The sequence below is a fragment of the Nocardia sp. NPDC051832 genome, assembly GCF_040681285.1.
Classification (GTDB): domain Bacteria; phylum Actinomycetota; class Actinomycetes; order Mycobacteriales; family Mycobacteriaceae; genus Nocardia.
Map to the genome: position 1 here is coordinate 1,478,312 of NZ_JBFAYL010000003.1, position 19,651 is coordinate 1,497,962.

15 protein-coding genes are annotated in these 19,651 nt (G+C 69.5%); 8 read left to right on the forward strand and 7 right to left on the reverse strand.

Features of this window, described 5'->3' with window-relative positions; translation table 11 throughout:
• Positions 1-197: 197 nt before the first annotated feature.
• Genes AB0M14_RS24525 through AB0M14_RS24540 form a run of 4 tightly spaced genes read right to left on the reverse strand, consistent with a single transcriptional unit; the run spans position 198 to position 3,003 of the window.
• Complete coding sequence (locus tag AB0M14_RS24525; protein WP_364998587.1) at positions 198-950, reverse strand: VOC family protein; 753 nt, start codon at positions 948-950, stop codon at positions 198-200.
• A gap of 27 nt (positions 951-977) precedes the next feature.
• Positions 978-1,286, reverse strand: a complete 309-nt coding sequence (locus AB0M14_RS24530) for an MGMT family protein (RefSeq protein WP_364998588.1) — start codon at positions 1,284-1,286, stop codon at positions 978-980.
• Positions 1,287-1,289: 3 nt separating this feature from the next.
• Positions 1,290-2,075: an alpha/beta fold hydrolase gene (locus tag AB0M14_RS24535; protein WP_364999061.1), complete on the reverse strand. Its 786-nt coding sequence runs from the start codon at positions 2,073-2,075 to the stop codon at positions 1,290-1,292.
• 37 nt (positions 2,076-2,112) lie between these two features.
• Positions 2,113-3,003: a hypothetical protein gene (locus AB0M14_RS24540; RefSeq protein ID WP_364998589.1), complete on the reverse strand. Its 891-nt coding sequence runs from the start codon at positions 3,001-3,003 to the stop codon at positions 2,113-2,115.
• A 262-nt stretch (positions 3,004-3,265) separates the two neighbouring features.
• Here AB0M14_RS24540 and AB0M14_RS24545 point away from each other — a divergent pair, with 262 nt between their 5' ends.
• The 3 genes from AB0M14_RS24545 to AB0M14_RS24555 are packed head-to-tail and all read left to right on the forward strand — an operon-like array spanning position 3,266 to position 11,930.
• Positions 3,266-7,576, forward strand: coding sequence for a PD-(D/E)XK nuclease family protein (locus AB0M14_RS24545; RefSeq protein WP_364999063.1), 4,311 nt, complete (start codon positions 3,266-3,268; stop codon positions 7,574-7,576).
• Positions 7,573-11,424 (forward strand): UvrD-helicase domain-containing protein, encoded by a 3,852-nt coding sequence (locus AB0M14_RS24550; protein ID WP_364998590.1) that lies wholly within the window; start codon positions 7,573-7,575, stop codon positions 11,422-11,424. The genes AB0M14_RS24545 and AB0M14_RS24550 overlap by 4 nt, the downstream gene beginning before the upstream one ends.
• 56 nt (positions 11,425-11,480) lie before the next feature.
• Positions 11,481-11,930 carry a DUF1203 domain-containing protein gene (locus AB0M14_RS24555; RefSeq protein WP_364998591.1) on the forward strand — a complete coding sequence of 150 codons (450 nt, stop codon included), beginning with the start codon at positions 11,481-11,483 and terminating at the stop codon, positions 11,928-11,930.
• Here AB0M14_RS24555 and AB0M14_RS24560 read toward each other — a convergent pair.
• Positions 11,893-12,288 carry a hypothetical protein gene (locus AB0M14_RS24560; RefSeq protein WP_364998592.1) on the reverse strand — a complete coding sequence of 132 codons (396 nt, stop codon included), beginning with the start codon at positions 12,286-12,288 and terminating at the stop codon, positions 11,893-11,895. The two genes, AB0M14_RS24555 and AB0M14_RS24560, sit on opposite strands and share 38 nt — an antisense overlap.
• A gap of 62 nt (positions 12,289-12,350) precedes the next feature.
• Here AB0M14_RS24560 and AB0M14_RS24565 point away from each other — a divergent pair, with 62 nt between their 5' ends.
• From AB0M14_RS24565 to nudC, 3 genes are all read left to right on the forward strand, one after another.
• Positions 12,351-12,746 (forward strand): VOC family protein, encoded by a 396-nt coding sequence (locus AB0M14_RS24565; RefSeq protein ID WP_364998593.1) that lies wholly within the window; start codon positions 12,351-12,353, stop codon positions 12,744-12,746.
• A 128-nt stretch (positions 12,747-12,874) separates the two neighbouring features.
• A complete protein-coding gene (locus AB0M14_RS24570) occupies positions 12,875-13,939 on the forward strand; it encodes a potassium channel family protein (protein ID WP_364998595.1) in 1,065 nt (354 codons plus the stop codon).
• Between the two features lie 25 nt (positions 13,940-13,964).
• Positions 13,965-14,867, forward strand: a complete 903-nt coding sequence (nudC, locus tag AB0M14_RS24575) for an NAD(+) diphosphatase (protein WP_364998597.1) — start codon at positions 13,965-13,967, stop codon at positions 14,865-14,867.
• On the opposite strand, the gene AB0M14_RS24580 is transcribed toward nudC, so the two are convergent.
• Positions 14,864-15,148: a mycoredoxin gene (locus tag AB0M14_RS24580; RefSeq protein ID WP_364998599.1), complete on the reverse strand. Its 285-nt coding sequence runs from the start codon at positions 15,146-15,148 to the stop codon at positions 14,864-14,866. The two genes, nudC and AB0M14_RS24580, sit on opposite strands and share 4 nt — an antisense overlap.
• A complete protein-coding gene (locus AB0M14_RS24585) occupies positions 15,129-16,346 on the reverse strand; it encodes a low temperature requirement protein A (protein WP_364998600.1) in 1,218 nt (405 codons plus the stop codon). Before AB0M14_RS24585 ends, AB0M14_RS24580 begins: the two co-directional genes overlap by 20 nt.
• A 555-nt stretch (positions 16,347-16,901) precedes the next feature.
• On the opposite strand from AB0M14_RS24585, the gene AB0M14_RS24590 reads away from it, so the two are divergent.
• Together AB0M14_RS24590 and AB0M14_RS24595 are read left to right on the forward strand one after the other, a co-directional pair.
• Positions 16,902-19,043: an ATP-dependent DNA helicase UvrD2 gene (locus AB0M14_RS24590; protein ID WP_364998602.1), complete on the forward strand. Its 2,142-nt coding sequence runs from the start codon at positions 16,902-16,904 to the stop codon at positions 19,041-19,043.
• A 136-nt stretch (positions 19,044-19,179) separates the two neighbouring features.
• A complete protein-coding gene (locus AB0M14_RS24595; protein WP_364998604.1) occupies positions 19,180-19,581 on the forward strand; it encodes a hypothetical protein in 402 nt (133 codons plus the stop codon).
• Positions 19,582-19,651: the final 70 nt, after the last annotated feature.

The following is a 19,651-nucleotide window of genomic DNA, read 5'->3' on the forward strand; positions in this document are numbered from 1 at the left end:
GTCGAGGCTAGAGACAACATGGCCGACATGCTAATTCGTCCACCCGCCCCACCCCGCACACCCGCCCGCTCCTCGGCAAGCCGCCCCAGCTCAGCGCCCTGATTTCGGCGGGTCGATCTGGTCGCCGGGGCCAGATCCTGAGGAAGCCGGGGCGGTGCCGCCACGGCTTCATCAGGATCAGCTGACCGGCATCGGAATCACACCGGGGTGAAGTCGGAATAGGTTGTCAGGACGCTGAATTCGTTGGTTTCCGGGTCGGCCAAGGTGAAGGCGTCGGTGGCGAAGTCGGGTTCGGCGGTGATGAGCGGGGTGGCGCCGGCGGCGCGCAGCCGGCGGACGTCCTCGGCCGGGTTGCCCGCGGGGAACGAGGTCAGGTTGAGGCGTAGTCGGTTGCGGCCGGACTTCTCGTCCGGGGTGCGGACGAATTCGAGCCAGCAGCCCAGGCCGGTCGCCGAGCGCAGGCCCGCCACTTCGGATCCGGTGTGGGTGACCGGCCAGCCCGAGGCGGTCGACCAGAATTCGGACAGGCGGGCCGGGTCGCGGGTGTCGACTACGATGGCGGCGACCGCGCCGGTGTCGACGTAGTGCTCGCGGGGTTCCAGGACGCAGAACTCGTTGCCCTCGGGATCGGCGAGCACGACCCACGGGACGCTGCCCTGGCCGATGTCGATGCGGCGCGCGCCCAGCGACAGGGCCCGATCGACCTGGACGCGTTGATGATCCACCGAACGGCTGGCCAGGTCGAGATGGATGCGGTTCTTGCCGACTTTCTGCCGGGTCGCCGGTAGGAAGGTGAGGGCGATGTCCAAGCCGGCGGGGTCGGGAGCGGCCACATCCACTTCGTGCGGGCGGTCCAGCGTCACCGCCCAACCCAGCAATTCGGCCCAGAAATCCGCGACGGCCCGGGGCCGGTCTGCCTCGAACACGACACACGCCAGTCGAGTGGACATCCGACAACGGTAACCCGAACGGAGTGGCTAATCCGGAAGTTCGGGAAACCGGAAACGTGCGTCCCGCAAGTCCACTCGTCCGTCCCGGATCGGGACACCCTCCTCGGCGAGTCGTCGCAGCTGGCGATGCGCGAGGTGCGCAGCGGGTTTGCCGCTCGCGCCGAGCACGCGGTGCCACGGCAGATCGGCGGAGTCGGTGCGCATGATCCAGCCGACGGTGCGCGGGGTGGACAACCCGGCCGCCGCGGCGATGTCGCCGTAGGTGGCGACCCGACCGGGCGGGATCTGTGCCACCAGGGCGCGCACCAGCTCGATCTGAGCATCGGTGGTGGGCATGGCTTACAGCGCCGCGCGGAGCAGCGCCGCCGTCTCGGCGGGCCGGGCCTGCGACACCATGTGATCGCAATCGAACTCGTGCACCGTCAGCCGGGCGCCCAGGTGCGCGGCGAGCGCCGCGCGGAACGCCGGAGTCACGAACGGCGGCTGCACCTTCATCGCCTGCACCAGCACCGTCGGCAGGTCGGCGGGCGGCAGCACGAACTCGCGCGCCAGCTGGCCCCAGTAGGAGGTGATCGCGGGCACACTGAGCCGCCAGGCCACCCGTCCGTCCGCGGTCGGCACCAGGTGCTCGGCGAGTTCGGCGTCCAGCACCCGGGATTCGACGTCGTGCCAGGCGCTGGCCAGCTTGTCCTGCCGGGCGTGCTCGAGGTCGGCGTAATCCGGATGGGTGATGCCGCGCACCGCGATGTCGTGCAACAGGCCCGGCTCGAGCGCGATCGCGGGATCCAGCAGGACCAGGCCGCGCACTAGTTCGGGATGCCGATGGGCCAGGTGGATCGCGCTCGCGGCCCCGAACGAATGGCCCACCACCAGCACCGGTTCCGCGGTCTCCGCGGCGAGCAGTTCCACCAGATCGGCCACGATGGTCTCGAAATCCCAGGGCGGCAGCGCGGTGGAGCGGCCGTGCCCACGCAGATCCGGCGCGATGATCCGGACGTCGGGCAGGTGTTCCTCGGCCAGCGCCGCCCACCGCTTCCCGTGCCCGGTCAACCCGTGTAGCGCCAGCAGCACCGGCCCCGTGGCAGGCCCGAATCGATGAACATGCAAAGTCGACACCCGCCCCATTCTGTCGGCTCCGCCGCCCGCCCGCATGCGCGGTCCGTCAGGAGCCGGATCCGGCGCTCCAACTGGCATGCTGCGCAACCTGTTCCGGATCGGAGAGCAGATGCGGGTCGCTGCCGTCGCGGTTCATCACCCAGATTTCGGCGCCGCTCTCCGGCGCCGACCGCGCGCGGGTGTAGACGATCTGCGCACCGTCCGGGGAGAAGGCCGGATGCACGGTCCAGTCGTCGGTGAGCGCCCGGACGCCGGTGCCGTCGGCGTTCATCGCGTACAGCTCGGACCGGTTCTTCCCGCCCCGGTTGCTGGCGAACACGATGGTCGCGCCGTCCGGGCTGAAGACCGGGTTGCTGTTGAAGTGCGGGTCCGCCAGCAGTTGCCGGGCGCCGGTGCCGTCGGCGGCCATCACCCAGATCGCGCCGCCTCGGGTGAAGGCGATCGTGGAACCGTCGGGTGCGAAGGCCGGACTCTGCGAGGACGCCTGGTTCGGACCGGTGGGGGCCGGCAGGTCGCCGAGTTGCCGCAATTCGCCGCCGTCGGTGTTCATCACGAAGATCGCGCCGCCGCGCGCGAAGGCGATCCGGGTGCCGTCGGCGGAGAAGGTGGGGTCGTATCCGCCTTCGGCGAGCTTGCGCAGACCGCTGCCGTCCGGCGCCATGGTCGAAATCCAGCCGCCGCCGATCACCAGCTTGGACCCGTCCGCGGCGAAGTTCGGATCCGTGCCGGCGGCGATCCGGGTGATCCCGGTGCCATCCGGATTCATCACGAAGATCGACTTCGAGTCGTCGAAGGCGATCTTGGCCGGCCACGCCGGCTGTGCGTTCTTCGCCGGTTCCGGCGGTTGTTCGGACCCGGACCCGCAGCCCGCGGTCAGCCCCGCCACCACAAGGATGATCGCGGCGCCCCGCAACACACGGCTTCGTCTCTGACGCATGCCGCCCAACCTATCCGTTCCACCGAACAGCCGCCCCGCGCAACCTGTCAGAGGCCCAGGGCATCATCACAACCACCCAGACCGCTGCGGTCGTCTCGATACGTGGGACATGACCGAGGCGAAACGGCAGAAGGCGCCACGGTGGTGTCCCACTTGTCGGCCCGGAACGGAAAGGTGAACGCGCGGCGACGGTGATGTTGACTACCTGAGTCCGGAGTGGCCGCTCGGTGTGTCGGTCGTGTCTGTTGCAATAGCCCGCGTGGTGCGATCGGATAGCGCGGTGCGACTTGTTCGCCGGAACGCAGCGGCACCCGGGGCGCGGCTCTGGGGCGCTGAGGTGCGCGCGCTGTTCGAAGCCCATGCGGCCGAGGCGGCGGCGCGTCCGGGGTGGCGCCCGTGGCAGGTGCTCGGCGGGCCGGGCACCGGCAAGACCTCGCTGTTGATCGACTTGGCCGCCGAACGGATCGCGGCCGGCGCGGATCCGGAATCGGTGCTGCTCCTGACCCATTCCAAGCAGGCGGCGCGCGGCGTGCGCGACGCCATCACCGCCCGGCTGTCCGGGCCGGACGGGCTGGACGGCGGGGTGCCCGGCGCCACTCGGGAACCGCTGGTGCGGACGCTGCACTCCTACGCGTTCTCGGTGCTGCGACGGCACGCGCTGGTGCACGGCAACCCGCCGCCGCGTTTGCTGACCGGTGCCGAGCAGGATGCCGTGCTGCGCGAAATGCTGCGCGGGGACTTGACGGACATCGCCGACGGAAACGACGCGCTGTGGCCGCAGCGGCTGCAACCCGCGCTCGCCCTCGGCGGGTTCGCCGAACAGTTGCGGGATTTGATGTTGCGGGCCACCGAACGCGGCATCGGGCCCGAGGATCTGATCAAGCTCGGCCGGGAACACGGCAAGTCCGAATGGGTCGCGGCGGGCCGGTTCGCGGTGCGCTACGAGCAGGCGATGCTGCTGCGCTGGTCGGTCGGCGTGGAGGCCCCCGAGGCCACCGCCCCGGCGCTGGACGCCGCCGAACTCATCGGCGCCGCCCTCGACGCTCTCGCCGCCGACGCGAGTCTGCTGGCCGCCGAACGCAACCGCATCCGGTACCTGCTGGTAGACGACGCGCAGCACCTCGACCCGCAGGCCGCGCTGCTGGTCCGGGTGATCGGCACCGCCGCGCGCACCGCCGTCGTCGCCGGCGACCCCGACCAGGCCATCTTCACCTTCCGCGGCGCCGACTCCAGCTTCGTCGCCGATCTGGACGTCCCCGCCGAACGCCGAATCATCCTGCGCCGCAACCAAAGATCCGGAGCCACCGTGCACCTGGCGCTCGCCCGGGTCGCCGCCAAGTTGCCCGCCAGCGCCCCCCAGCGCTTCACCCTGCCCAACCGCGCCGACGAACCAGACGACGACGGCGCCACCGTCCGAGTCCGCGTCCTGGCCACCCCGGCCAAGGAAGCCGCACTGATCGCTGACCATTTGCGGCGCGCCCACCTCACGCACGGCGTGCCGTGGTCGAACATGGCCGTGATCGTCCGCTCGGTCCCCCTCTCCCTCGCCCCGCTCCGCCGCGCCCTGCTCGCCGCCGGCGTCCCGGTCCAGCAGCCCGCCCTCGACGTACCACTGGCCCGGCGGCGCGGCGCGGCCTGGATGCTGCTCGCGTTGCGCGCCCTGCTCGCCGCGGAACGGTCGCGCCGCGTGGCGACGGAGCTGTTCACCGCCGACGATGCACTGGACCTCCTCGGCGGTCCGCTGGGTGGCGCTGATCAGATCACCTTGCGCCGCCTCCGCCGCGGTATCCGCCGCAGCGTGCTGGAGTCGCAGCGCAAACCGCGCAACGGCGCGGGAAACGACGACCCGGAGAGGTCGGACGCCGATCTCCCGGACGCCGACCTGGTCGGTTCGGGGGATGACCGGTTTATCGCCGAGACCGATTGGCTCCGAGCCGACGATGATTGGACAGAGGAATCCGAGGGCGATGTAGCGCTGGACGGTTCTGAAGGCGATGCCGCGGCCGAAGGCGTCGCGGCGGCACCGCTGGATCGCGCGATTGCACGATCCGACACCGCTGAGACGGCGTCGGCACCGGACGGCGGTGGCAGTGCCGAGCCGACGGACGATACCGGCGACCGGTTGTCCGTGGATACCGGGCGCGATCCGGACGATGACGAGCCGGTCCGCGAGCCTGATTGGTTGCGAGTCGATTTCGAGGACGCCGCGGAATCGGGCTCGGCTCTGGAAAGCGCCGCGTCGGCGGATGATCGAGGCGGCCGAGGGGGTGAACCTGCGGCTGAGGTCGAGGACCCGGACTGGGGTTCCTATGATCCGGAGCAGTGGGTCAGTGAATCCGATTGGTACGGCGATGATTCGGACTGGGGTCTGGAGGTTGCCGAGCATGCTGACGACAGCAGGCGGGGGCGGCCGCCGGTGGTGCCGAGCGAGCCTGAGCGGCGTGCGGTCGAGATCGCCGAGGTTTCCGGGGTTGCGGCCGGGCTGACGTTGGATCCGGCCGCGCTGATCGAGTTGTCGTCGGCGGAAGTGCTGCGCGGCTTGCTGATCGGTGAGATCGATCGCGTCATCATGGACAAGCTGACCGATGTCGAGGCTCGGCCGTTGCGCCGGGTGCTCGACGCGCTCGATCGCGCGGCGAAGGCGCGCAAGGGCGGGTCGGGGCTCGAAGACGTGATGTGGGCGCTGTGGATCAGCTCGCAGTTGGAGCGGCGCTGGGTGTCGCAGTCCGAGCGCGGCGGTGCGGTGGGTATGCAGGCCGATCGCGATCTCGACGCCGCGGTCGGATTGTTCGACACCGCCGCCGCCTATGTGGACCGGTTGCCGCGGGCAAGTATCGAGGGATTCGTCGAATACCTTGTGCAGCAGGAGATCCCACAAGATACCGCCCCGTTGACCGCGCCGGGTGAAGCCGTGGCGCTGCTCAGCGCGCATGCCGCGGCGGGCCGGGAATGGGACGTGGTCGCGGTCGCCGCGGTGCAGGAGGGCATCTGGCCGAATACCCGCCCGCGCGGGACGCTGCTGCACACCGAGGATCTGGTCGATCTCACGGCGGGCATCGACCTGGGCGAACAGGTGAGCCGCGCCGCGCCGATCCTCGCCGAGGAACGCAGGTTGCTGCTCGTCGCTTGCAGTCGGGCTCGGCGGTCGCTACTGGTCACCGCGGTCGAATCCGTCTCGGGTGAACGGGATCTCGTACCCTCCCGCTTCCTGGCCGAACTGCTCGGCCACGACGACGACAGCGAACCCGGCGTACTCCCCATCGCGGATCCGGGACGCGCCTTGGTCATGCACTCCCTGGTCGCCGAATTGCGCGGTGTGGTCTGCGATCCCGAGTCCGACCCGGAGCGCCGCGCCCGCGCCGCGCACCAGCTGGCCCGGCTCGCGCAAGCCGGAGTGCCCGGAACCCACCCCGAAGACTGGTACGGCACAAGCGCTCTGAGCTCCGACGACTCCCTGTGGGCCGACGACGAGAGCGCCGTCGCCCTGTCCCCGTCCACCGTGGAATTGCTGCGCACCTGCCCGCTGCGCTGGGCGCTGGAACGGCACGGCGGCACCGACGGCGACAACCCGCACGCCGTCAAAGGCAACCTGGTCCACACCCTGGTCCAAGCCCTGGCGGGCCGCGTCCCCGAATCCCAGGTACGTGCCGCCCTCGACAAGGCCTGGCGCGCTATCGATCCCGGCACCGGCTGGCACTCCCGCCAGGAACTCCGCCGCACCGAAGCCATGCTGGAAACCTTCATGGCCTGGGTGCACAACACTCGCGGCGAACTCACCCAGGCCGGCATCGAAATCCCGGTCGACTGCGAACTCCCCGCCCGCTCCGCCGACGAACGCGGCGTCCGCATCCGCGGCCGCGTCGACCGCCTGGAACGCGACGCCCTGGGCCGCTTCGTCATCGTCGACGTCAAAACCGGCAAATCCCCGATCACCAAACAAGCCGCGGTCGACCACGCCCAACTCGCCACCTACCAGGTCGCCGCCGCCATGGGCGCCCTCGACGCCGCCCTCGGCGAAAGCGACAGCACCACAAACGATCCCAGCACAGCCAACGCCGATGCCGATGCTTCCGCCGCGCCCGCCGAAGCCGTCGCGACCGCTGAGGCCGCTGAGGCCGTCGCGACCGTCGATGCAGGCGCTCCTGCGGATCCCGCCGCCGCGACCCTCGACGCCGCCGCGACCCTCGACGCCAACGCGACCCTCGACGCCAACGCGACCGTCGATGCCGGCGCCGGCGCAACGCCTGATGCCGCCGCCGATGCCATCGAATCCGCTGACGTGCCAGTTGAGTCTGCGCCTGCCGATGGGCCGGAGGCCCAGCTGACCGCTGAACCCGGCGGTGCCCGCCTTGTCTACGTCGCCAAACCCAGCGCCAAAGAAGGCGCCACCCAACGCCTGCAACCCCCGTTGGACGCGGAAGCCCTCGACCAGTGGCGCACAACCATCCACGACGCGGCCGCATCAACGCGCGGCCCCAGCTACCTCGCTATGCGCAATGACGGCTGTCGCCACTGCGCCGTAGCGGGCTCCTGCCCCGTCCAAGACACTGGGCGGCAGGTGACCGACGAATGACCACGGTGACCCCGCGGCAGTTGGCCGAGGCGCTCGGGCTGCCGCCGCCGACGGATGAGCAGGCGGCGGTGATCGCCGCGCCGGCGGGGCCGACGTTGGTGGTGGCCGGGGCCGGGGCCGGGAAAACCGAGACCATGGCCGCTCGCGTGGTGTGGATGGTGGCCAATCGGCTGGTGCTGCCGGATCAGGTGCTGGGGCTGACATTTACCCGAAAAGCCGCACAGCAGTTGACTTCTCGTATCCGGACCCGGCTCGCACGCCTGGCGGGCGCGCCGCTGCTGCGGGAGCTGGATTCGACCGGGGACCTGCGGGCTCAGCTGGCGGGTGCCGAGCCGGAGATCAGCACCTATCACTCCTACGCGGGGAGGCTGCTGACCGAGCACGGGTTGCTGCTGCCCGTGGAGCCGTCGGCGACGCTGCTCACCCAGACACAGCTGTGGCAGCTCGCCCACCAGGTCGTTCGCAACTGGGATGGCGATCTCGACACCGACCGCACCCCGGTGTCGGTGACCGAAGCGGTGCTCGCGCTGTCCGGGCAGCTCGCCGAACACCTGGTGGAGGCAGAACAACTGGCCGAAGCGCACACCGAGCTGGAAAAGCTGGTCTACACGCTCCCGCCGGGCCCGCGCCAGCGCGGTGGACCCAGCCAAACCCTGCGCGGCATCCTCGACGTCCAGAAGGAACGCGTCGCCCTGCTGCCCTTGGTGCAGCAACTCGCGGACGCCTTGCGCCGCCGCGGCGCCCTGGATTTCGGCGCCCAGATGTCCCTCGCCGCCCGCCTCGCCGCCGAACACCACGAGGTCGCCGCCGCCGAACGCGCCCGCTTCCGCCTCGTTCTGCTCGACGAATACCAGGACACCGGCCACGCCCAACGTGTGCTGCTCGCTTCCCTTTTCGGCGGCCTTGGACCGCAAGCCGAAGGCGGACAACAACGGCTGGCGGTCACTGCGGTGGGCGACCCGATGCAGTCCATCTACGGCTGGCGCGGTGCCTCCGCCGCGAACCTGCCGCGCTTCGCCACCGACTTCCCGAGTGCACCCGGGATTCCCGCGCCCACGTTGCCGCTGCTCACCAGCTGGCGCAATCCGCCGGAGGCGCTCGCCGTCGCCAACCTGGTGGCGGATCCGCTGCGCCGCAGTGCGATCGACAAGGGCGGTGTGACTGTTGATGCCCTGCGGGCCAAACCTGATGCGGGCCAAGGCGTCGTCGAACTGGCATTGACCGAAACCGTTGCCGAGGAGCGGCAGTGGCTGGCGGAGAAGATCGCGGCGGAGTGGGCGGCACGGCGGGCGGCCGAAGAGCCGCCGCCGACCTCCGCGGTCCTCGTCCGCCGGAATGCCGATGCGTCACCGCTCGCGGAAGCGCTACGCGCACAAGGGCTTCCGGTGGAGATCGTCGGCCTCGGCGGCTTGCTCGCCACCCCGGAGGTCGCCGATATCGTCGCGACACTGCGCTTGATCGCCGAACCCGCGGCGGGCAGCGCCGCGATGCGCATCCTCACCGGCGCACGCTGGCGCATCGGTGTCGCCGATATCGCCGCGCTGGCCCGGCGCGCTCGCGATCTGTCGATCAGCCGGTTATCCGGCGGTGACTCGGGGGAGATCACCGACAGCGCCACGCTGGCGGAAGCGCTGCGTGAGGTCGCGCCCGAGCCCACCGAGCAGGCCGGTCTCGCCGACGCTATCGCCGATCCCGGTGACGAGGAGAACTATTCGGACTCCGGCTTCGCCCGTATCGAAGCCCTCGGTCGCGAACTCGGCGCGCTGCGGGAACGCAGCGGCCAGCCCTTGGCCGAACTCGTCGCCGACGTCGAACGCACTATCGGCGTGGGTGTGGAGACCCAGGCCCGCCGCGCGATGGCCGGAACCGGCGCGGGCCGCGAGCATTTGGACGCTTTCGCCGAGGTGGTCGCGGGCTACGCCGCCGATTCCGGCGCCTCACTAACCGGTCTGCTGTCCTTCTTCGCCGCCGCCGAATCCGTCGAAAACGGTTTGGAGCCAGGCGAAGTCGAAGTCGCGAAAGACCGCGTTCAGGTTCTGACCGTGCACGCCGCCAAAGGCCTGGAGTGGGAGATCGTCGCGGTGCCGCACGTGGTGCGCGGCGTGTTCCCCTCCGGCGCCGCGTCCGGCACCTGGCTCGGCGCGCTGGCCGAACTCCCGACGACGTTGCGCGGCGACCGCATTCAGGAAGACGCCGCCGAGGGCGTCCCGGTCCTCGACCTCGCCGACCTCTACGACCGCGCCGACCTGGAACGCGCCATCAAGTCACACAAGGAGGCGCTGGATCGCCGCCGCCTCGACGAGGACCGCCGCCTCTTCTACGTCGCGCTCACCAGAACCGAACGCGTACTCCTGGTTTCGGCACACCACTGGGCCGAAACCGGCTCGTCCCCCAAGGGCCCCTCCGACTTTCTCCTGGAACTGAAGCACGCCGCCGACACCGACGGCGGCCTCGACCTCGCACGCTGGGACGATCCCCCCGAACCCGACGCCGTCAACCCCTTCACCGACAACCCCGCCACCGCCGAATGGCCCCGCGACCCCCTCGGCAACCGCCGCGACCCCATCGAACAAGGCGCCGCCATGGTCCGCGCCGCCTTGGCCGAACTCCGCGCCCAAGCCACCCGCCCCCCGATCCCCGACACCACCGGCGACGTCGAAATACCCTCTGCACCAGCTGCACTCGCGGACCCCACGCGCACCGAGGCGGGGGGACCCGTAACTGGACCTACAGCCCCACAGAGCGCCCCGTGGAACGACAAAACCCCACGCCCCAGCCCAGCTACGCCCTGGGAGCGTGCCGAGCGCACCACTGTCTCGGTCCCGTTGCCCCCGAATTTCGTGCGCCCCGACGCACAAGCCACCGACCAGCCCTCTGCCTCAGGCGAACTCGCCACGCCGGTAGATCGCGATGACCTGCCCGCTCCACCAGAGGATTCCGAAGGTGCGCCGTGGGCGGATGTTCCTCCTCCGCCGGACGAGCTACTGCCGCCCCCGGACGATTTCGCGCACCCACTGGTCGAATTCGCGGCCTTCGACGACGTCCCGCCCCTGCTGGACGAATTCGCCCCGCTCCCGGACGATTTCATCCCTCCGCCGGACGACTACACCCCGCCCTCCGACCCGGATGACCCGGATGGCTGGGCCGCCGACGTCGACGCACTGCTCGCCGAATTCGAAGCCGATCAGGCGGCGGCGGAGGAAGTCGAACTGCCGGGGCAGATTCCGGCGACCGCGCTGGTGGAGATGCGGGCGGATCCGGCGAAACTCGCTCGCCGGCTGCGGCGTCCGCTGCCATTCCCGCCGAATCCGCTGGCGCGGCGCGGCACTGCCTTCCATGCCTGGGTGCAGCGCTGGTTCAGTGACAGCCGGCTGGTCGGGTTGGATCAGCTGCCCGGCGTCGGTGAGCTCGAAACCGCGGACGGGGGTGTGGATGCCGAGCTCACCCGGATGCAAGACGCGTTCCTGAACTCGCCGTGGGCGAACCGGAGTCCGGTCGAGGTGGAGATCCCGTTCGAAACCTCCATCGCGGGCACCGTCATCCGCGGTCGCATGGACGCGGTCTTCGCCGAGCCGGGCGGCGGCTGGGTCGTCGTCGACTGGAAGACCGGCGCGGTGCCGACACCCAGCGACGAACCGGCCGTCGCCATGCAGCTGGCGATCTATCGCCTGGCCTGGGCGCGCCTGATGGCCGCCCGCACCGGCGCGACCGAGGCCGCGATGCTGGAGAAGATCAGCGCTGCTTTCCATTACGTCCGCACCGGCCGCACCGTCGCCCCCGGCTACCTGCCCGGCCAGGCCGAACTCGCCGATCTCATTCGCGTCTCGGCGCCACCGCCCGCCCGATAGAACGCGGTGTCGTTTTCCCGCCGGATCCCGCACGCTGATTGCGTGAACCTGGGGGCATGACCGATTTCCGGATCCATCCGATCACCGAGCCCGGCGTCGACCCGGTCGCGATGCGGGCGAACGGCGGTGAACCCTTGCGCTGCTGCCTGCGCGACGCCCGCGCACAGGAAGACATCGTGCTGTTCAACTACGAACCGCCGCTGCCGGACAACCCCTACCGGGAGAGAGGCGCGGTGTTCACGCACGCGGCGACCTGCCCAGGTCCGGACTCGCGTTCCAGCTACCCGGCCGCTTGGCTAGACCGTCCACAAGTGTTGCGCGCCTACGATTCCCGCGGCTGGATCCGACCCGCGACCCGCGTCCACGACGGCACCGACGCGGAGGCGCAGCTGACCGCGGTGCTCGCCGAGCCGGGAGTCGTGGAAGTCCACAGCCGCAATGTCGCCTACGGCTGTTTCATGTTCCGCGTCACCGCGCCCGGCGACTCACCTTCAATGCCTGCGTGATCAACGGGATCTGTAGCGGAAGCCGCAGTACCGAGCCGACTTTCACCGCCCGCGGCGCCTTCTTGCTGTTCAGCATGTCCACTGTCATCTGGACGTTCGCCGGGAACACTGCGACGAAAAGCAGCGCCGCCAGCCGTCCGCCGAGGCTGCGGGTACGCGGGAGCGCGAGCGCGGTCGCCACACCGAGTTCGGCCACGCCAGAGGCATAGGTGTAGTTGCGTGCCTGCCCAGGCAGCTGCCGCGGCACTATCGAGTCGAACGGCTTGGGCATGACGAAGTGCAGCACCCCGCTCCCGAACAGCAGGGCGGCCAGGGCTAGCGCGGGACGTCGCCCGTTGTCGGTTTCGATCAGAGCCATGCCTCACCCTGACATTCGCGAGTGCTTCCCGTCGAGCCGCCTGCCCGCCTAGCCTCGAATCCATGCCACTCGGACATCTCGGCGTGAATGTCAGCGATCTGGACAAGGCCCGCTCCTACTATGACGAACTCCTGCCCAAACTGGGTTTCGAACCGTTCGTTTCCGGCCCGTCGGAATTCTCGTACCGGCCCGCCGACGGGAAGGTCGGCACCGTCCTCTTCTTCTATCAGGCCCTCGAGCCGGCCGACTACTCCCGGCACCGGGTCGGCTTGCAGCACATGGCCTTCATGGTGCCAACCCGGGACGAGGTAGCGGCGATCCACGACTGGGCCCGGGCCCGCGGCGACGAGATCATCGAGCCGCCACAGGAATTCCCGCAGTACCACCCGGGCTACTACGCGGTCTTCTTTCGCGGCCCGGACGGCTTCGTGCTCGAGGTCGTCTGCCACAAGGGCTGACACCCGCGCCACGGGGTATCGCGCCTCGACCGGGCATCTCGCCGTTCGCGCGGTAGGCTCCCGTGTCGTGCCGGAGCGAGATGTCAGGCCGGAGTTCGTCGGGAGCAGCGTCAGGGGTGGTGAGACCGGTGTTGAGTGAGTTCGAGGAGAACGCGAACAAGCGCGGTGTGTCGGCCCGCCCGCATTTCGCGCTGGTCGGTCTGCTGCGGATTCCCGAGGTACAGACCAGTCCGTGGACGCAGCTGATCCGCCGGGTGCTGTTCGCGATCGCGCTGCTGTTCACCGCGGCGACGGTCGTCTACATCGGACGGCACGGCTATCGCGACGTGTCCGAGGACGAGCTGTCGTTCCTGGACGCGTTCTACTACGCGACGGTGTCGCTGTCGACCACCGGTTACGGCGATATCTCCCCGGTGTCGCCGGCCGCGCGTCTGGCAAACATCGTCATCATCACGCCGCTGCGCGTGCTGTTCCTCATCGTGCTCGTCGGTACCACTCTCGGCGTGCTCACCGAACGTTCCCGGCAGGCATTCAAGATTCAGCGTTGGAGGCGCAGCGTGCGTAATCACACCGTGGTCGTCGGATACGGCACGAAGGGGCGGACCGCAATCGACGCCATGCTCGGCGACGCCGTGCAGCCGGCCGACATCGTGGTGGTCGACACCGATCCCGAGGTCTTGGACGCCGCCGCCAACGCGGGCCTGGTGACCGTGCACGGTTCGGCCACCCGCTCGGATGTGCTGCGGCTGGCCGGCGTGCAGAACGCGTCCTCGGTGGTCGTGGCCGCCAACCGTGACGACACCGCCGTGCTGATCACCCTGACCGCCCGCGAGCTGAACAAGGCCGCGAAGATCGTGGTCGCGGTGCGCGAGGCCGAGAACACCCACCTGCTGCGGCAATCCGGCGCGGATTCGGTCGTGGTGTCCTCCGAGACCGCGGGCCGGCTGCTCGGCGTCGCCACCACCACACCGAACGTCGTGGAGATCATGGAGGACCTGCTCACCCCGGAGCAAGGTTTCGCGGTCGCCGAGCGCGAGGTGGAGGCCTCCGAAATCGGCGGCTCACCAAGGCATCTCAGCGATATCGTGCTCGGCGTGGTGCGCGGCGGCACGCTGGTGCGGGTCGGTGAGCCCGAGGTCGACGCCATCGAGGCGGGCGACAAGCTGCTCTACATTCGCCGCACGCAGAAGTGATCACCCAGGGGTCTACCCTCGAAGCGTGTCGTTTCAGCTGAATGGTGTCCCCCTGCTCTCACGTTCCGTCGTCGATCGGGCCGAGGAGATCCGCGCCGACGAGCAAGCGCTGAAGGAAGGCTGGGCCCAGGCCCGGTTGCTGCGGGTGAACAAACGCGGCCAGGTCCGATTCCAGGACAGCGCGCTGGTGCTGGACGCGGCCACCGACCTGTCCGCCGAGCCCAGCCCGGCCGGGGTCTTCCTGGGGCTCGGGGACGGCAAGCACGTCTGGGCCGTCCGGGACAACGAGATCACCGGCACCCTGATGGACCTGCGGGTCGCCGCGAACGAGGTCGACGACTACACCGCGGGCCTGCTGTCCACCGCGATAGCCCTGCTGAACTGGCACGACAAGGCCGGCTTCAACGCTGCCGACGGCAGCGCCACGGTCGCGGCCAAGGGCGGCTGGTCCCGGGTCACCGAGGGCGGTTACGAGGAGTTCCCGCGCATCGATCCCGCGGTGATCTGCCTGATCCACGATGGCGGCGACCGCGTACTGCTGGCCCGCCAGCACACCTGGCCGAAGACGCTGTTCTCACTGCTGGCCGGTTTCGTGGAAGCGGGCGAATCGCTGGAGCGCTGTGTGGAGCGCGAGGTGAAGGAGGAGGTCGGCGTCGATGTGCGCGACATCCGCTACCTGGGCAGCCAGCCGTGGCCGTTCCCGCGCTCGCTGATGCTCGGTTTCGCCGCGGTCGGCGATCCCGAGCAGACGCTGGCGTTCTCCGACGGTGAGATCGCCGAGGCGTACTGGTTCACCCGCGCGGAGGTGCGCGAAGCGCTGGCGCTGGGCGACTGGTCCGCGCAGCAGGAGGGCACCCGCCTGCTGCTGCCCGGGTCCATTTCCATCGCCCGCACCATCGTCGAATCCTGGGCCGAACTCGATTCCTAGGACAGCGTCGCGAGATGCTGTTTGACGGCGGCCAGCGACGGGTTGGTCGCCGTGGAGCCGTCGGCGAACTGCACCGTCGGGACCACGTGGTTGCCGTTGTTGACGCTGCCGACGAACTCGGCCGAGGCCGGGTCCTGCTCGATATCGATCTCGACGTAGCTGATGCCCGACTCGTCCAGCTGCTTCTTCAGCCGCCGGCAGTAGCCGCACCAGGTGGTCGAGTACATCGTCAGATCAACCTTTGCGTCAGTCACGGACCCTTCAACGCTTTGTCTCGCCATCCTGTTCCTGGGTGCGGCCGGCCCGGTACTCCGTCACCAGCGGCCACAGGATCAGCGCGGCCAGCCCGCAGACCAGGCCGAGCGCGCCGATGCGCGGCGCGAAGACGCCGAGTCCCACGGCGGCCAGCGCGCACGGTATCGGCCAGGTCAGACTCCACCGCCAGCTCCGGGTCGTCCGCAGGCCGACGAAGGCGTTGATCGCGAAGTACGCGGCCGCGCCGCCGCACAGGGCCCAGCCGATGCCCGCGGTCAGATGTCCGGCGGAGTGGTCGATGGTGAGCCCGAGCCCGCCCGCGATGGTCGCGATCGCCCCGGTCAGGAAGCAGTGCATGACCATCACATGCCGACGCGGCACGCCGGTCTCGGCGCCGTTCAGCAACCGGCTGACAACGCCGTACAGCAGCGTCAACGCCCACAACCCCGCCAGGATCACGAAGGCCGCGAAGCCCAGCGCCAGCACCCGGACCGACCACGCGCCCGCGCCGACCGCGGCGATGACCGCGATCACGCCCTCGCCGAGCACGATGATCACGTACAGGCCGAGGCGCTCGCCGAGATGCACCGGGTCGGCGTGCAGCGCTTCGAGTTTCGGCACCAGGGACTCGTCGAAGTCCCGGACGCGGCGCATCCGCTTCAGGCGGCGGTCGAACTGATCCTGCACGCCCGCCAGCAGCCGTTCCCCGCTGATGACGAACATCACCACCAGGTCGATGGTCAGCCCGACCGCCCAGCACCAGTACTTCCACGGCTCCGGCACCCACAGCGAGACAACCCACGGCAACACTCCCGCGCCCATCTCGATGACCGGCCAGTCGACCACGACTTTGCCGCGCCCCCACAGCCACCCCGACCCGATCCGCACCACCACATAGACCGCTGCGAACGCGGTCGCGTGCCGCTCCGGCAGTCCCGCCACCGCCGCGGCCATCACCCCCAGCCCGAGCATCGCCGCCAGCATGAGCGGCACCCGGGTGTGATCCCGAGCGATGTTGCCGTACAGCATGATCACCGCCCACACCATCCAAAACGCAAGGTAGAGCACCGTATACAGCCCGAAATCCCCAAGCGTCGGGCCATGGTGCAACAGGTGCGTGAGCTGCTGGATCCCCGCCACGGCCACCAGATCGAAGAACAACTCCATCCAGGAGGCGTGCCGCTCCCGCGTGTCGTCCGCTTCCCGCGGCGTCTCGGTGCTCACACAGGTCAGTAAAGTCCCGGCCGGTCGGCTGCACCCGCCCGCCACGCCGGACGCCCGGACACCGATCTGTCCGGTGCGAAAAGGTCGACTCCACCTGCGCCGATAGGTAGAGTGAAGTGGTCACGCGAGTGATGCCGAGGGTGGTGGGACGCCGTTCCCTTTAAACGACGCCCCACCAGGTTGGGGATTTACCTAGTCAGCCCTCGGCGGACCAAGTGGTAAATGAGCGCCCCGGCGATTACGGCAGCCCCTGTGAGACAGAAGCAAACGCCGTAGTCGACCGGGGTATCACTCTTCACCCGGCGATGTTTCGCCATTCCCCACCACCTCCCTCCTGGGCGCGGCGTGGACCATGCTTGGCGTCTGCCCAGCTGGTGGACAACTCCAAGCCACCGCCCCTCGGGTGGAGGTGACGCCACTCTACGCAGATCAACCGACAGAATGCGTTGAAATACAGGCACTTTCGCGCGCAGCAGCAAACGGCTGGCGTGTCGCGGCTCCGGTGTGGCGCCGGCCGGTCTGTGGTGACGCGTCCAGCTGTCGGACCCGGCTGTCATGATGGTGCGCGTGCCACTCGACCTCGCTGCCCTGGATCCCGAGCAGGCCGCCGCCGTGAAGGCGCCGCGGGGGCCGGTATGCGTGCTTGCGGGGGCGGGGACGGGGAAGACGAGGACTATTACGCATCGGATCGCGCATCTGGTGTCGGCGGGGCATGTGAAGGCCGATCAGGTGCTGGCGGTGACCTTCACCGCGCGGGCGGCGGGGGAGATGCGCGGCCGGTTGCGCGAGTTGGGGCTCGGCGGAGACGCCAATCAGGTGCAGGCCAGGACATTTCACGCGGCGGCGCTGCGGCAGCTCAAGTATTTCTGGCCGCAGGTCGTGGGGGAGGTGCCGTGGCGGTTGCTCGACGGCAAGTTCCCGATCGTGGCGCAGGCCGCGCATCGGGCCGGGCTGTCGGGGGCGACCGAGAGCGTGCGCGACCTGCTCGGTGAGATCGAGTGGGCGAAGGGCACGCTGATCGCGCCGGAGGATTATCCGGCGGCGGTGGCCAAGCATCGGCGGGAGACACCGTTCGACCCGGCCCGGATCGCCGAAGTGTATTCGGCCTACGAGAGTTTGAAGACCTCGTCGGAGGGCCTGCTGCTGGACTTCGACGACCTGCTGCTGCACACCGCCGCGGCCTTGGAGGATTATCCAGCCGTTGCGGACGAATTCCGCAGCCGCTACCGCAGTTTCGTGGTCGACGAGTATCAGGACGTCACCCCGCTGCAGCAGCGGGTGCTCGACGCGTGGCTCGGCGATCGCGACGACCTGACAGTGGTCGGCGACGCGAACCAGACCATCTACTCCTTCACCGGGGCGACCCCGTCCTACCTGCTCGACTTCTCACGCCGCTTCCCCGAGGCGACGGTAGTCCGGCTGGAACGCGACTACCGCTCGACTCCGCAGGTGGTCTCGCTGGCCAACCGGGTGATCGGAGCCGCCTGCGGCCGGATCGCCGGCACCAGGTTGCAGCTGATCGGGCAGCGACCCGACGGCCCAGAACCGTTGTTCGCCGAGCACGACGACGCCCCCGCCGAGGCCGCCGCGGTGGCCGGGCAGATCAAGAAACTGATCGCCGGCGGCGTCCCCGCGGCGGAGATCGCGGTGTTGTACCGGATCAACGCGCAATCGGAGGCGTACGAGCAGGCGCTGACCGAGAAGGGCATCCCGTATCAGGTGCGCGGCGGCGAGGGCTTCTTCCATCGGGCCGAGGTCCGGCAGGCCGTGAGCGTGCTCCGCCAAGCCGCGTCCCGCGAGGATCTGCCGGTGGAGTCGCGCAGCGGCAGATCGCTCGTCACGCTGGTGCGGGCGGCGCTCGCCCCGGTCGGGCTCACCACCGAGGAACCCGCGGGCGCACAGGCTCGGGAGAAGTGGGAATCGCTGGTCGCGCTGGTCCGCCTCACCGAGGAACTGCTCGACGCGGACGAGGAACTCGACCTCGGCGGGCTGCTGCGCGAGCTGGCCGCCCGGGCCGAGGCCAGGCACCCACCGACCGTCCAGGGCGTCACCCTGGCCTCGCTGCACGCCGCCAAGGGCCTGGAATGGGACGCGGTGTTCCTGGTCGGCCTGGTCGACGGCACCATGCCGATCCAGCACGTGCTCGCCGCCGACGGCGCGGTCGCCGATGTCGCCGCCCTCGAGGAGGAACGCCGGCTGTTCTACGTCGGCGTCACTCGGGCCCGCGAACACCTGCGACTGTCGTGGGCGCTGTCGCGTAACCAGGGCAGCCGTCGCACGCGGCGGCGCTCCCGTTTCCTCAACGGTCTCGTCCCCGACGACTCACCCGCTTCCCGCATCGCCGCGCCGGTGGCGGAGAAAAAGGGCGGCGGGATTCGCCCGGCCTGCCGAGTGTGCGCGAAACCGCTGATCGGCACCTATGCCACCATGCTCGGCCGGTGCCGCCGCTGCCCGGCGGAGCTGGACAACGTGCTGCTGGAAGCGCTGAAGGAATGGCGCATGGAGAAGGCCGAAGCGCTGCGCGTCCGGGAGTTCGTCATCTTCACCGACACCACGCTGACCGCGATTGCCGAGCAATTGCCCGCCGACGACCGGGCGCTGGGCGCGATCGCCGGCATCGGCGCCAAGAAGATCACCGACTACGGAGCCGACGTCCTGGCCATCGTGGCCTCCCGGATGCGCAACCGCACGCTGTGAGAGGAATCTACAAAACCGCAGGTAGAAAATAGGTTGTCGGTTTCTCCGACATTGCATATGGTGGGAACACGCACCGGGAGGTAATCCCAGCGCGCACAGTTGACGGATCGAACGAGACAAGGAGGGAGGCAGACCAATGAACAGCAGCACAAGCACAAGAAGCTTCAGCGCTCTCAGCGTTGTGGCTGGTGCCGCCATGTCCGCCTCCCGGGGGATCTCCGCTTTGCAGGGGATCGGTCTGTCCGGCGTCAGCGCATTCGGAACCAAGGTCGACGTGACGGCGAAAGCTGTCTCGTTTACGCACCCGATTTGCGTCCAGCGACAGGCAGACAAGCCCAACGGGGCATGGCATCTGGCTGCTCAAGCAGCGCCGGGCGCCTTCGTCATCGATTCCGGTTATGAGCCGGTGGGCCACAACCCCGCCGCCGCCGGACCGGCAGCAGATATTGCGGCCGGCATCGATATGGCGAACCGCCTCCGCACCGCAGAAGACCCAGCGACCGTGATCAGAGATCGACACAGGTGTCGAATTAGGTAGGGGAAACCCCCACCTCCTGGCCACGGATCGCAACCCGCGAAACCGTGGCCATTGTTTTTAAGCGGCTCTT

Excerpts from the sequence above, each read along its gene's own strand:
- AB0M14_RS24580 (WP_364998599.1), bottom strand. The coding sequence starts at position 15,148 with ATGGCGAGACAAAGCGTTGAAGGGTCCGTGACTGACGCAAAGGTTGAT.
- AB0M14_RS24525 (WP_364998587.1), bottom strand. The coding sequence starts at position 950 with ATGTCCACTCGACTGGCGTGTGTCGTGTTCGAGGCAGACCGGCCCCGG.
- AB0M14_RS24550 (WP_364998590.1), top strand. The coding sequence starts at position 7,573 with ATGACCACGGTGACCCCGCGGCAGTTGGCCGAGGCGCTCGGGCTGCCG.
- AB0M14_RS24540 (WP_364998589.1), bottom strand. The coding sequence starts at position 3,003 with ATGCGTCAGAGACGAAGCCGTGTGTTGCGGGGCGCCGCGATCATCCTT.
- AB0M14_RS24535 (WP_364999061.1), bottom strand. The coding sequence starts at position 2,075 with ATGGGGCGGGTGTCGACTTTGCATGTTCATCGATTCGGGCCTGCCACG.
- AB0M14_RS24565 (WP_364998593.1), top strand. The coding sequence starts at position 12,351 with ATGCCACTCGGACATCTCGGCGTGAATGTCAGCGATCTGGACAAGGCC.
- AB0M14_RS24560 (WP_364998592.1), bottom strand. The coding sequence starts at position 12,288 with ATGGCTCTGATCGAAACCGACAACGGGCGACGTCCCGCGCTAGCCCTG.
- AB0M14_RS24555 (WP_364998591.1), top strand. The coding sequence starts at position 11,481 with ATGACCGATTTCCGGATCCATCCGATCACCGAGCCCGGCGTCGACCCG.
- AB0M14_RS24530 (WP_364998588.1), bottom strand. The coding sequence starts at position 1,286 with ATGCCCACCACCGATGCTCAGATCGAGCTGGTGCGCGCCCTGGTGGCA.
- AB0M14_RS24590 (WP_364998602.1), top strand. The coding sequence starts at position 16,902 with ATGATGGTGCGCGTGCCACTCGACCTCGCTGCCCTGGATCCCGAGCAG.
- AB0M14_RS24595 (WP_364998604.1), top strand. The coding sequence starts at position 19,180 with ATGAACAGCAGCACAAGCACAAGAAGCTTCAGCGCTCTCAGCGTTGTG.